Here is a 12,413-nt window from a genome sequence, read left to right as displayed (position 1 = left end):
TGGCAAGCGAGCCGCTTATGCGAATCTGAGCAGGAAACGAACAAGCCTGCGGGTTTTTTCGCCAAACAGGCTGGGGGTATACCAGGCCCCGGCAACGCGTTTGGAAAGTTCGCCCAAGGTCGGGTACGGCGCGATCATGCCCGCAATCGCGCCGATCTTCATCTTCTTGCTGATGGCAAGTGACCAGACACCGATCAGTTCACCGGCCTGCCGTCCGACGATGGCAGCCCCCAGAATCCGGCCATTTGGTTTGGTGATGACCTTGATGAAGCCTTCGGTCTCGGCCTCTGCCCGGGCGCGGTCATTTTCGGCGTAATCCCAGGTCACAACGCGGATGTCATCGCCATATTGTTCGCGGGCGGCCTTTTCGGTCAGACCGACCTGTGCCAGTTCCGGGTTGGTATAGGTCACCCATGGTACGGCGCTGTGATCGACCTTGGCCGGAAGACGGAACAGCGCATTGCGAATGACGATACCTGCGTCATATCCCGCCATATGGGTAAATTGCAGGCCGCCGGTGATATCGCCAATGGCAAAGACCTTTTTGTTGGATGTCCGCAATCGCGCATCGACGGAAATACCGCGGTCGGTATAGTCAATACCGGCATCCTTCAGGCCGAGATTCTCGACATTGGGTTTGCGTCCGGTTGCCAGCAACAGGTGGCTTCCTTCCAAGGTAATCTCGATACCCTGATGTTCGATCACGACCCGGATCTGGTCATTCACATCAAGGATTTCCTTGGTCTTGGCACCTTCATAAAGGCTGATGCCATCGGCCTTGATGCGGTCGCGGACAACAGCCACCAGATCCGGATCGTCCTTGGGCAGGATGGTCCCCATTTCAATCACGGTGACCTTTGCACCCAGCTGATGATGGGCCTGCGCCATTTCGAGCCCGATGGGGCCGCCACCGATAATGATCAGATGTTCGGGACGGACCCGGTTTTCAAAAATGGTTTCATTGGTGAAATAGCAAACGGTTTCAAGGCCCGGGATCGGCGGTACGGCCGCACGCGATCCGGTGGCGATGACAAAGCGTTTGGCCTTGACTGTGGTGTCACCGGCAATGACTTCATCCGGACCGGTAAAACGGGCTTCGGCCTGAACGACGGTGCAGCCGAGTTCTTCGAACCGTTCGACCGAATCATGGGGGGCGATGCCTGCGATCACGGAATGAACGTGGTCGATTGACCGGCCAAAGTCGATCTCCACGGGGCCGGTCGATACGCCAAACCGTGAAGCCCTGCGTGCATTTTCCGCAGCATGGCCAGCCGCCAGCAGCGCCTTTGACGGAACACAGCCGGTATTGAGGCAATCACCGCCCATTTTGCCCTTTTCGATCAGGACAACCTTTGCGCCCATCTGCACCGCACCGGCGGCAACGGAAAGGCCGCCTGATCCAGCCCCGATGACACAAATGTCGGTCGTGATGATCTTATTCATCGGCGTTCGCCCCGATTTTACGTTTGCGCAATTTCTTGTAGGCCACCGGCAAAAGGGCCAGCAAGGCGAGCCCGATGATCGGGGTCAGAATACGGGGTTCGAAAATGATCCCAAGATCGGGTGTCTTGCCCTGATCAAACAAGGCCCCCAGACCATCGCCGATCGAGGCATATACAAAAGTGCCCGGAATGATGCCGATCATGGTGCCAAAGACAAAGGATCGCAGTTTGACGCCAAGAAGGGCCGGCACAAGATTGACCAGCCAGAACGGGAAGATCGGAATCAGGCGCAAAACCATCAGGTAGCTGAACGCGTTTTCAGCAAAGCCTTCCTCCATCCTGCGGACGGCGTTTCCGGCCTTGGCACGCATCAGATCGTAAAACGCATAGCGGGCCGCAAGGTAAACGATCGTCGCGCCGATGGTGGCGGAGACCACAATATAACTGGTGGCAAGAAATGCCCCGAACAGAAAGCCACCTGTGATGGTCAGGATCGACCCGATTGGCAGGGAAAGTGCGACCGAAACGACATAAAGTCCCATAAAGACCAGAACGCTGGAAACCGGGTTATTGGCAACAAAACCCTGCAACAGGTCGCGGTTTTCACGCAGGGACTCAAATGACAGCAAATCGAGAACGCCGCTGGCCCATGCGATGACAAGCCCGACAATCAGAACAATCACCGGCAAAAGCTTGCGCCATAGGGGCTTTGACGTGCTTTTGATTTCGCTATGGGTATCTGGTTTCTGGTCGGACACGTGTGACGCCATTGAACTGGTTTTGGTCATTGATTTCAGGCTCTTGCAAGTCGTTCGCTCGGGTCGAAATGCAAATCCCTGAAGACAGGATCGCATTATTTGACCCAACATTAGAGAGAAATTTCAAAACTTGCTTATGAACTGCCTTCACCATTGCGTGAGGGCAAATTGTACAAAGCCTGGCCGGATGGCGCAGGAACATGCGCAATAAACCTGAGGGAGTGGCGCTTGACGTAGGGGAAAACTGGACGTATCGTCTGCGCATCGTGGGATTTGTCGACCGGCTTGCGGCCACGTAAAAAATCGCTAAAGAGGGGTGCTATGGCTTCGGCCCTGACCCATTCATGCCGGTCAGGGTTTTTTTGTGTCCGGATTACGGTATGCATACATTCCGGGCATGTAGGAGCAAGACGATGACGACCGACAAAAAGGCTTCCGATAACTGGCGCGCAGCGACCCGATCCGTGCGTGGCGGTACAGCGCGCAGCGGATTCTGCGAGACCTCCGAAGCCATCTTTATGAATTCCGGCTATGTGTATGAAACTGCCGCCGAGGCCGAGGCCTCCTTTGATGGCAGCGGTCCGGAACGTTTTGTGTATTCGCGTTTCGCAAACCCGACCGTTGGCATGTTCGAAGAACGCCTTGCCCTGATCGAGGGCGCGCAATATTGCCGCGCGACGGCATCGGGTATGTCGGCTGTCTGGAATGCATTGGCCGCCAGCACCAAGGCCGGTGGCCGTGTGGTTGGATCGCGTGCGCTGTTCGGGTCGTGCGAATTTATCCTGACCACGCTTTTGCCGCGGTTCGGGGTTGAGACCGAACTGGTGGACGGCACGGACAAGGATGCCTGGGAAAAGGCGCTTTCCAAACCGGCAGATGCGGTTTTTCTTGAAACGCCGTCGAACCCGACGCTTGAGGTGCTCGATATCCCGTTTATTGCCGAACTGGCCCATAAGGCCGGTGCCAAGGTTGTTGTTGATAACGTCTTTGCCACACCGATCCTGCAAAAGCCGATGGAGCTGGGTGCCGATATCGTCGTTTATTCCGCGACCAAGCATATTGATGGGCAGGGGCGCTGCCTTGGCGGGGCGATCCTGTTTAATGACAAGGAATGGCATGACGAACATCTGACCACCTTCCTGCGCCATACCGGGCCAAGCATGAGCCCGTTCAATGCCTGGGTTCTTCTTAAGGGGCTTGAGACACTTAGCCTTCGCGTCGATCAACATATTCGTAATGCGACAGCACTGGCGGAATTTCTGACGGAACAGCCACAGGTGTCACGCGTTCTGTATCCGGGACTGAAAAGTCACCCGCAGCATGAACTGGCAATGAAGCAAATGTCTGGCCGTGGTGGTGGATTGATCGCAATTGAGCTTTCCGGGGGCAAGGCAGCGGCGTTTTCGCTGCTTGATAACCTCAAGCTCATTGATATTTCCAACAACCTTGGTGATGCAAAAAGTCTGGCAACCCATCCTTGGACCACGACCCACCAGCGTGTACCAGCCGAGGACAAGGTCGCGATGGGCATTACCGAAGGCATGCTGCGTTTATCTGTCGGTCTGGAAGATATTGATGACCTTAAGGAAGACCTGTTGGCTGCCCTTGCCGTTTAAAAGGTTCGGACAACAGTAATCCCGACATCGATCCGGCCCGTACATTGTGCGGGCCTTTTCGTTTCCGATCCGGGGGATAATGCCAGTTTGTTTTGACTGCTGACTGGTACTTTCGGGAAGGATTGTCTACATAAAGGGTCCATCCATCGCATTCTTGGCTGATGCAAATTGACTGGAACACACTTGGCCCGGAGATATGCATGTATTCGACCGTAACCCACGACATCAAGGTATCGGTAAAACCGATGTTCCTTGAGGACGAATCAGACCCGGACACCCATCGTTACATTTGGGCTTATCGCATCGAGATCGAGAATCTCGGCTCGAAAACTGTTCAGTTGCTTAACCGTCACTGGCGGATTACGGATTCGCGCGGCGAAACCCAGGAAGTCAAAGGCCCGGGTGTTGTCGGCGAACAGCCTGTTTTGGCATGTGGCGAAAGTTTCAACTACACCAGTGGCGCGCCACTGACCACGCCAAGCGGCTTCATGGTGGGCACTTTCGAAATGACGGATATGGACGGCAATCATTTTGATATTGCGATTCCGGCCTTTTCGCTGGACAGTCCGCATGGGCAACACACTGTGAACTGATCGCGTCAAAAAACAGTATCAGGTAGCGCGGGCCCTGAGCCCCACCAAGGCAGGTTCAATCCTGTAATAAAATGACAAAGGATTTGGTATGTGCAGCGAACATAACCCGGTGAAGCGTCCGACACGCGAAGAAGCAGAAGAAGCAGTTCGGACACTTCTGCGTTGGGCCGGGGATGATCCCGACCGCGAAGGTTTGCGCGGAACCCCTGACCGTGTGGCACGGTCTTATGGTGAATTCTTTGCTGGCTATCAGCAGGACCCGGCCGAGATTCTGCGTCGGACATTCGAAGAAACTGACGGCTATGACGAAATGGTCGTTCTGCGCGACATTCGCGTCGAATCCTATTGCGAACATCACATGGTGCCGATTATTGGTGTGGCACATGTCGCCTATCTGCCGCGCCGCCGTGTTGTTGGCATTTCCAAACTGGCCCGCGTGGTCGAGGTCTATGCCAAACGCCTGCAGATTCAGGAAAAGATGACCGCACAGGTTGCCAACACCATTCAGGAAGAACTCGATCCGCTTGGCGTGGCGGTGGTGATTGATGCCAATCACCAGTGCATGAGCACCCGTGGCGTGCACAAGACCGGCGTATCAATGGTGACCAGCCGGATGCTTGGCGCATTCCGCGATGACCCGATCACACGCCGCGAATTCTTTGCCATGATCGGTCGCTAAGACGCAGTCAGTTGATCCAAAAAGAAAGGTCGCAGCACCAAAATGCTGCGACCTTTTTTGCGTCGGGACCGCAAATTTGTCCGATCTATTCCTTGAAATCGCTATGGCAGGATTTGCAGGTCTGCATCATTTCACCAAGTGACGCCTTGAAGTCGTCTTCTGATCCGCCGCTAACTGCGACCGATTTAAGATCGCTGGCCTTGGCGTGCAGTTCGTTTGCCAGATTTGTGAATTTTGACCAGTCTTCCCAGATGTCTGACAGTGCTTCAGACGGTTTGTCATTACTGCCTTCCGGGAAAAGGGCGGTAAAGGTCTCGCCTGAGTGACCTTCGATAATCGTCGCGGCTTTCGCGACCTGATCCGGGTCATAGGGCAATGCACCCTTCATCATCGGGACCATGATTTTGACCTGTTGGCCAATGGCCTTCATGCCTTCCATGCGCTCCTTGACAACACCGGTTGCCCCTTCGTGGGCGATGGCGGCAATGCTGACCGTCATGGTCAAGGCGATGGCGGCTCCTGCTAGTACTTTCAACTCTCTCTTCCCCATTCTAGGTGTGCCTAACTGATGGTATTTTGTGTTTGTTCACGTGCTTTAGTGCCCAAATCGGGCAAGGATATGGTCAACCGAACCGACATAATGGCCGCCAAACAGGCGAACATGGACCAGTAACGGATAAACATTATACAAATCACGGCGTTCTTCAAAGAACCCCGGCTCTATCGGCAGTATTTCATCATACCGCGCGAAAAATTCCGGCGTCAGATCACCAAACAACGTCCCAAAGGCCAGTTCGATTTCCCGATCGCCGTAATAGATCGCCGGATCAATCAAGCCCGCAAGTCCGTCAGACTGACATAGGATATTGCCGCCCCACAAGTCACCATGCAGCAGCACCGCTGTGCTCTGGTCCGGCAAAAGATCACCAAGACTGTCGATCAATCGATCAACGCGCGCGGCCATACTACCTGGCAGCCTGCCTTCACGATGTGCGTGTTGCGCCATATGGCGCAAACGGTGTTCGGCGAAGAACGTGATCCAGCTTTCCTCGGGTGTATTTGGTTGCGCCAGGCCGCCAATTAAAGTGTCAAAGCCAAGTCCGAACGTTTCGGACGTTACCTGATGCTGGCTTGCCAGCTGTTCGGCAAGGTCGCGCTGCACACGTCCAGTCATCCGGTTGTCATTGGCGATAAATGTCATCACCAGACAATTTGCGTCGGCATGGATGAGCTCGGGACAAGGGATCGGCGAGTGCGCCTTGAAATAACGCAACATTTCCGCCTCGATCAAAAGGCCCGCATTATTTTGCGCATCATTTGTCGTGCTGTGCTTGATCACCAGTTGCTGCCCGTCATCCAGATCGGCGCGCATCACATTGGCAACGCATCCACCCGAAAGTGGCGCGATGGATCGCACCGACGCCCCGGTGTGGCGTTTGATCAAATCTGCAAGCGCGCGTTTGTCCATAATCCTTTCCGGCGCCTAAGGGCCTAGATTTCGTGTTTTTTGCGGATGTGCGACAGCAGGTTGCTTGAGGCTTCCTCGATCATGTCAAACACATCGACAAACCCGTTGGCACCGCCGTAATAGGGATCAGGGACACTTTGTCCGGCCATCGAGGGATGATAATCGAGAAACAGCTCAATGCGGTGCTGATGGGTATTGGGTGCCTGGCGGCGCATATCGCGCAGATGCCCGTCATCCATGGCCAGAACATAGTCAAATTCATGGTAGTCGGTAGGCCTGATCTTGCGGGATCGAATATCGCTTAGATCAATGCCGCGACTTTTGGCCATTTCACGCGACCGCGGGTCCGGCAGTTCACCAACATGATAGGCCGACAGCCCACAGCTATCGACGCTGATATGGTCATCCAGTCCGGCTTCACGAACCATCTTGCGGAAAACGCCATCGGCTGTGGGCGAGCGACAGATATTGCCGGTGCAGACGAAAAGAACCTTGATCACGCTATCAATCCGTATTGTCAGGGAAGGGGCAGGAGATGGTTTAAAAGTGACATGCCCGTACCCGGTCGGCAATGGCTTGTCGTTGCGCCAAGTGACCTTCATCTCAGCGGGCTTCCTAAAAATCGCGATCAATGTAACAGCTTCGTGACATTTTGAATGTGACACTGACAGGTCGGTCATTAGTTTGTATGATCGCGCCAATTACCTTCAATTTGGCGCGTTTTGATGCAGGAATTTGTTTCTTTTGGTTTGCATGTTGCCTTGATCCGGCAATTGGCATGGTTGCCGCGGGGCTATGACCTTGTCCCGGGCGGGACGGTTGTCACTTCTGCCAAGCTGCGCAGCATCATGCTGGCACTGGAAGAGATAAATGGTCCGGCGGTGCTGGTGCGTCTTGGGCGGTATCTGGCTGCCAAGGAACAGGAACCGATCCTGACCATGTTGCGCCACTCGGCAACGCCGTCGGTGATTGCTGATCGTTGGCGCCGACTTGAGGGCTATTCCCACGCGCGTGCGCGCAGCGATTTTTCCGTCACAGGAAAATCCATGACCATCCATCGCGGGGTCGTGCGCGGTCAGCCACCGGCACGGGTGGAAAACCTGCTTTTGCTGGGATTTTTGATTGGCTTGCTTGAGGCGGCCGGGGCCGAGAATATTGACGCCACCATTTTGCCCAGCCACGGTCCGGCAGTGCGTGTAACGCGCAAGGGCCGCATTAGCGACAAACTGGCTTTTTCCGGTCGCGGCCTTCGTTTTCGGATCAATTGGGGCAGTTTCGAACAGGTTTCGTCCTCCTATCCGTTCATGGCCAATATGCCCGGCACCGCGCCCTCAATCGGGGCGCAGCGCCCGATCGTGCAACAGCTTTGTACGGTGTTGGAACATGACATCGGGCGCAGTTGGACGATTGATGAAGTTGCTGCTACGCTTGATACATCCGGGCGCACATTGCAGCGTCGCTTGCAACAGGCCAACAGCCGGTTTTCCGACCTTCTGCGTCTGGTGCGCGTGCGCGAAGCCTGCCGGCTTTTATATGGCACCACCCTCTCGGTTGGTGAAATCGGGTTCTGGTGCGGCTTTACAGATAACGCGCATTTCTCACGCGATTTCAGACGTTTGATGGCGATGCCGCCCTCGGTCTACCGTGAAGCCAGCATTGGCCATGCCGGTTTGACCCGGGCGTGATGCTTAACCAGTCTGGGGTGAGCGCGGCCATTTAAGGTGTGCGGGTTGATTGCCGGGTGATTGACCTGCCCGGTTTCCTTGGGTATCAGCAGCGCCATGAATGATTTCGTTTAAATCATCGTGCCCCTTCGCATCCATGAGGCCGCCATGACTGACCCCACCCGTCCTGCAAACGAATATTCCGGTTTTCTGCCGCCGCGTTTTGACAATCGACCGGATGCCGATGATGTCATGGTCAAGACTTGGACCGTTGGGGACGCACTGGCCGATCATAGCGTGCCGGAAATGCCGGCCGCCCTTTCGCTGTTTTTTGATCTGGTTGCCCCGTCAGCGGGCCGGTCAAATGCGACCGGGTTTGCCATGTTGTGGCTTGATCGTCATCCGCATGAAGAACCGGGCTGGCGTCTGTCCATCGGCCATGTCGGATCCGAGGATGATCTGGAATTGGTAGTGGCCAAACCGTTGGCACGCCTTGTTGATGCCCTGCCAATGGCCAATTTTGAATGCGAAAACTGGCACATGACCCGTCCGCTTTGGCGCAAGCGCGCCGAGCCGGTAAAGCTTGTTTTCTGGGGTGATTTTGCCAAGCATGCCCGCGCCATTCTTGGACACAGTGACGCGGCATCTTTCTATCAGCCGCTTGGTGCAGGACTTCGGTCTGACAGTGTAACAAGCATGCTGCCCTTGCTTGAAGACATGCTCGGTGATGCTTTCTTGCAAAACGGCATGGGGTTTGAAGATGCCCTGCGCCTTGGTATCGCATTGGGGCGTGCGCATCTGATCGAAAGCTGGATCGAAGCCGGCGGTGCGGAAAAGGAACCCTATTTCCGGCCGATGAAAATCTGGCATCAGGCATGGCTTGCCAATGCGCTGATTGATCCGGCGGTGGCAAGTCTTGCCATGTCGGGCAAACCGCCGATGCCTGCCCTTGATTTCGGGAATGACAGCACACCGGCATCGCGCCGTGCTGCCCTTGATGATGTGTCATCCTGGCTGACGACTGTGTTCTTTAGTGATGAATATCCCGCCCTTCGCAATGCCTTTGTGGCGGGCGTGCAAAATGCCGTCTGGCTTGATCATGACCTGCAACAATATGTCCAGCCTCAACAACGCTCCGAGATCTTGCAAGGTCTGATGCCTTATTGCCGCTGGTTCCTGGCGATGGCGCTTTATAATCATCTGGGCAATCTGGCGGCGGGAACAGCGCGCGAGGATCAGGTCGCATTTTACGCGATCATGGTTGATGCCTTGCCGGAACTGGCACCGCTTGGCGCGTTTGCCACCCAGCGCGATATCGAACAGCACATCATCCGGATTGATGCCGCGCGCGCCGCATCGGCGTTCGATACACTGGTCCTGCCGTTTTGTGATCTTTTGATGCCGAAGCGCCAATTTGATGCCGCGCGTTCCTGATCACGTGCATGGCATGGGTTAAAAAAAAGCGCCGCCGGGCGAAACCGGCGGCGCTTTCTGTTTGTTGGTTGTCGATGCCTAGATCTGTTCGGGATGTTGCGGAATATCGCGCGATGACACGATCAGGAACCGGATCGCCAGACCGCTGACCGCGACAAGGCTTGCAATCGCAATCCCCCAGAACAGGCCGCGCACCCCCATCTCAAGAACGAATGACAGGTAATAGCCAACCGGGATCATGACAAAGATATAGGACACCAGATGCAAAATCGTTGGTGCCCATTTATCGCCAGCCCCACGAAGCGCACTGATTGCGGCATTCTGCCCGCCATCGGTCGGGAAAATGATCGGCATCAAAATCAATACAGAAACCGTGGTGGCAAGCACCGCGACATCCTGGGTAAACAGATGTGCAACCGCATCGGGGAACAGATAAAGCGGAATGCTAAGGGCCAGCATCACGCACATCGTGGTCAAAAGACCAATCCATCCGGCAAGCGCCATGTCTGGCCGGTCCCGCCTGCCATAGGCAATGCCAACCCGAACCGATGTTGCCGACGCCAGACCAAGCGCTACCATAAACATCAGGGCCAAAAGCGTCATGCTGATGCCGTAACTTGCCGCGGCAATCACGCCAAGACGCCCGGCGAAAAGCTGCATGGCGGCAAAGGCGCCGGTTTCCATCCCCTGACTGGCACCCGCGGCATAGCCCAGATGACGGGCATCGCGCGATCCGCGCCACCAACCGGCAAAGCCGTTGCGAATGCCATAAAGATGATGGCTTTTCATCAGCAGGATATAACCCAGCAGACCAAGCGCCATGAACCAGCGGATGACGCTTGATGTCCATGCCGCACCTTCTGCCCCCAGTTCAGGCAAGCCAAACGCCCCGTAAACCAGCCCGTAATCAAGAACGAGGTTGACCAGGTTGGCTGCGATCATCAACACCATGCCAGGAAGTGGGCGCTGCAATCCTTCAAGGAAAAAGGCACAGGTAATGTAAATAAGTGCGGCGGGCATTCCGATCGCCAGAATCATCGCCAGATCGCCGGCATGGTCGGTGATTTCGACCGGCTGACCGGTGATTTTAAACAGCCAGTCCGACTGCATGGTCAGAACGGTAAAGACAATGCCGATCAGGACAGCATAAGGCATGGCATTGCGCCACACAGCCCCGGCCGCCATCAGGTTGTCGCGACCCTTGGCATGCGATGTCATGACCATCACCCCGGTCAGAAGTCCGATGCCGGTTACCATCAAGGATGTAAAGGGTGCATGTGCAATATTAAGGTAGGCCAGTGCCGCACTGTCATAGTTGCCAACCACAATCGTATCGACAACTGCCATGATCAGCATGCCAAGACGGGCAATCGTCACCGGCAGTGCCAGTCTGAACAATTCGCTTAGGTGACGCTTTATCCGGTTATTGGGATAAAGCGGGGTAGGCGAAAGTGCTGGATCGAGTGCCGGATCAAGTGGCGGCGGAGCCGGAGCACCATCTTGTGGGGCAATGGACATTGGACTGTTTCCTGTTTTTATCTGGCGATCGGGCTCTGGGTCGTGGTGGCGATCAGAGCCATGATACCGTTTTGCCCTGGTTTGATTTGATCCAGGGTCTATCTGTGGGCGGCGAACGGTCGGCGGGGAATCGCCATCAGCAATTTGGCCGGATCATCGGTAATCACCGATGTTACCCCCCAGGAAAATAGCTCCTTGGCGCGTTCGACATCATTGATGGTATAGCAAACCAGCGGGACACCAGCATCGACAATCTCGGCGGCACTCACCGGTGTCAGTGCCTTGTGGTCAATATGAATGGCCGATGCGCCAAGGCGCGCATACTCGGCCTTCCAGTTTTTCGGCAGGGTTTCCAGCAACCAGCCGCACGGCAGGTCTGGCATATGCTTGCGCATATGGGCAACCGCGGTGTCATCAAAACTTGAAACCAGAATTGGCGGCACGGTCTTTGATGTGCGGAGTTCCTTGATCACTTCCTCGCACAGGCGGACTGGATCGCAACCAGATGGTTTGATTTCAAGGTTGGCCCCCATATCCATGAAATACAGGGTTTCCAGCGTATCTTTCAGGCTGGGGATTCGTTCGCCCTTATATATGTCTGAAAACCATCTCCCGGCATCAAGGTTGCGCAGGGTGTCGAAATCGCTGTGATGGATGGGGCCGGTACCGTTGGTGGTCCGTTCAAGCGTGTCGTCATGGATAAGCACGCATTTGTCATCCGCACTTAACGTGACATCACATTCAATCCACTTGGCGCCGCGTGCGCCGGCAACCCGGAATGCGGCAATGGTGTTTTCCGGGGCTTCAATCGAAGCGCCGCGATGGGCGACAATGTGCGGGATATCGATCACGGATATGGGCCTTTTATATATGTGGGGCTGCAACCGCCAAAACAGATGATCGATCAGGCCATCGGCTGTTCTGGTGGTGCAAGAACATCAATGCGATTCTCTTACGCGACTTGGATTGTGTGAAAAAGCGAAAATCTTGTTGCGATTTGAACGTTTCCTTTTTCGTTTTTGCTGCGAAGTCATTGGACTCCATATTGTAATTATTGGCGCAGAGTCGGTTTTCCCTGTGGTTTTCGGCGTTATGCACCGATGTGGGTCGAGCTATGCACATATCCGATTTCTACGTGAAACCCCCGAAAGCCAAGGGTTTGTGCGGACCGTTTCGGGGGTGAAAAAAACAATCGCCGAAAATCTCGATAAATCTCGAAAAAAGGTGTTTACAGGTCGGGA

General features: G+C 55.1%; 13 protein-coding genes and 1 riboswitch. Of the genes, 6 read left to right on the top strand and 7 right to left on the bottom strand.

The genetic code is table 11. The annotated features are described in order from the left end of the window. Window positions 1-15: 15 nt before the first annotated feature. Window positions 16-1,443 carry a dihydrolipoyl dehydrogenase family protein gene (locus tag B2T33_RS04135; protein WP_197146520.1) on the bottom strand — a complete coding sequence of 476 codons (1,428 nt, stop codon included), beginning with the start codon at window positions 1,441-1,443 and terminating at the stop codon, window positions 16-18. After that, window positions 1,436-2,230, bottom strand: a complete 795-nt coding sequence (locus tag B2T33_RS04130; protein ID WP_197146521.1) for a TVP38/TMEM64 family protein — start codon at window positions 2,228-2,230, stop codon at window positions 1,436-1,438. Before B2T33_RS04130 ends, B2T33_RS04135 begins: the two co-directional genes overlap by 8 nt. A 226-nt stretch (window positions 2,231-2,456) precedes the next feature. Beyond that, a riboswitch (SAM riboswitch) is annotated at window positions 2,457-2,531 on the top strand. An 82-nt stretch (window positions 2,532-2,613) separates the two neighbouring features. Here B2T33_RS04130 and metZ point away from each other — a divergent pair. From metZ to folE, 3 genes are all read left to right on the top strand, one after another. Continuing rightward, window positions 2,614-3,816, top strand: a complete 1,203-nt coding sequence (metZ, locus tag B2T33_RS04125; protein WP_286791223.1) for an O-succinylhomoserine sulfhydrylase — start codon at window positions 2,614-2,616, stop codon at window positions 3,814-3,816. A 200-nt stretch (window positions 3,817-4,016) separates the two neighbouring features. Beyond that, window positions 4,017-4,409: a Co2+/Mg2+ efflux protein ApaG gene (apaG, locus tag B2T33_RS04120; protein WP_008889128.1), complete on the top strand. Its 393-nt coding sequence runs from the start codon at window positions 4,017-4,019 to the stop codon at window positions 4,407-4,409. An 88-nt stretch (window positions 4,410-4,497) separates the two neighbouring features. After that, a complete protein-coding gene (gene folE, locus B2T33_RS04115) occupies window positions 4,498-5,088 on the top strand; it encodes a GTP cyclohydrolase I FolE (RefSeq protein ID WP_008889129.1) in 591 nt (196 codons plus the stop codon). 85 nt (window positions 5,089-5,173) lie between these two features. Here the strand turns inward: folE and B2T33_RS04110 are convergent, their stop codons facing one another. The 3 genes from B2T33_RS04110 to B2T33_RS04100 are packed head-to-tail and all read right to left on the bottom strand — an operon-like array spanning window position 5,174 to window position 7,056. After that, window positions 5,174-5,623, bottom strand: a complete 450-nt coding sequence (locus tag B2T33_RS04110; RefSeq protein ID WP_157193799.1) for a c-type cytochrome — start codon at window positions 5,621-5,623, stop codon at window positions 5,174-5,176. Between the two features lie 60 nt (window positions 5,624-5,683). After that, window positions 5,684-6,556, bottom strand: a complete 873-nt coding sequence (locus B2T33_RS04105; RefSeq protein WP_197146523.1) for a fructosamine kinase family protein — start codon at window positions 6,554-6,556, stop codon at window positions 5,684-5,686. Window positions 6,557-6,579: 23 nt separating this feature from the next. Then, entirely contained in the window at window positions 6,580-7,056 is a 477-nt protein-coding gene (locus B2T33_RS04100) for a low molecular weight protein-tyrosine-phosphatase (RefSeq protein WP_197146524.1), read from the bottom strand. Between the two features lie 225 nt (window positions 7,057-7,281). Here B2T33_RS04100 and B2T33_RS04095 point away from each other — a divergent pair, with 225 nt between their 5' ends. Then, entirely contained in the window at window positions 7,282-8,241 is a 960-nt protein-coding gene (locus B2T33_RS04095) for a helix-turn-helix transcriptional regulator (protein ID WP_197146525.1), read from the top strand. 147 nt (window positions 8,242-8,388) lie between these two features. Further along, window positions 8,389-9,654 carry a hypothetical protein gene (locus B2T33_RS04090; protein WP_197146526.1) on the top strand — a complete coding sequence of 422 codons (1,266 nt, stop codon included), beginning with the start codon at window positions 8,389-8,391 and terminating at the stop codon, window positions 9,652-9,654. Between the two features lie 78 nt (window positions 9,655-9,732). Here the strand turns inward: B2T33_RS04090 and B2T33_RS04085 are convergent, their stop codons facing one another. Together B2T33_RS04085 and B2T33_RS04080 are read right to left on the bottom strand one after the other, a co-directional pair. Further along, entirely contained in the window at window positions 9,733-11,172 is a 1,440-nt protein-coding gene (locus B2T33_RS04085) for an MATE family efflux transporter (protein ID WP_197146527.1), read from the bottom strand. A gap of 98 nt (window positions 11,173-11,270) precedes the next feature. Continuing rightward, a complete protein-coding gene (locus B2T33_RS04080) occupies window positions 11,271-12,023 on the bottom strand; it encodes a glycerophosphodiester phosphodiesterase family protein (protein WP_197146528.1) in 753 nt (250 codons plus the stop codon). Between the two features lie 73 nt (window positions 12,024-12,096). Between B2T33_RS04080 and B2T33_RS04075 the strand changes: the two genes are divergently transcribed. Next, on the top strand, window positions 12,097-12,413 hold a 317-nt coding region (locus B2T33_RS04075), incomplete at its 3' end, for a hypothetical protein (protein WP_286791222.1).

It is taken from the genome of Thalassospira sp. UBA4513, from assembly GCF_002388495.1.
Classification (GTDB): Bacteria; Pseudomonadota; Alphaproteobacteria; order Rhodospirillales; family Thalassospiraceae; genus Thalassospira; species Thalassospira tepidiphila.
Note: the sequence above shows the minus strand (reverse complement) of the source record. Positions and strands in the feature narration are given on the sequence as shown.

Bases quoted from the DNA above. Each gene is read 5' to 3' on its own strand.
- B2T33_RS04135 (WP_197146520.1), bottom strand. From the start codon at position 1,443: ATGAATAAGATCATCACGACCGACATTTGTGTCATCGGGGCTGGATCA.
- B2T33_RS04130 (WP_197146521.1), bottom strand. From the start codon at position 2,230: ATGACCAAAACCAGTTCAATGGCGTCACACGTGTCCGACCAGAAACCA.
- metZ (WP_286791223.1), top strand. From the start codon at position 2,614: ATGACGACCGACAAAAAGGCTTCCGATAACTGGCGCGCAGCGACCCGA.
- apaG (WP_008889128.1), top strand. From the start codon at position 4,017: ATGTATTCGACCGTAACCCACGACATCAAGGTATCGGTAAAACCGATG.
- folE (WP_008889129.1), top strand. From the start codon at position 4,498: ATGTGCAGCGAACATAACCCGGTGAAGCGTCCGACACGCGAAGAAGCA.
- B2T33_RS04105 (WP_197146523.1), bottom strand. From the start codon at position 6,556: ATGGACAAACGCGCGCTTGCAGATTTGATCAAACGCCACACCGGGGCG.
- B2T33_RS04095 (WP_197146525.1), top strand. From the start codon at position 7,282: ATGCAGGAATTTGTTTCTTTTGGTTTGCATGTTGCCTTGATCCGGCAA.
- B2T33_RS04090 (WP_197146526.1), top strand. From the start codon at position 8,389: ATGACTGACCCCACCCGTCCTGCAAACGAATATTCCGGTTTTCTGCCG.
- B2T33_RS04085 (WP_197146527.1), bottom strand. From the start codon at position 11,172: ATGTCCATTGCCCCACAAGATGGTGCTCCGGCTCCGCCGCCACTTGAT.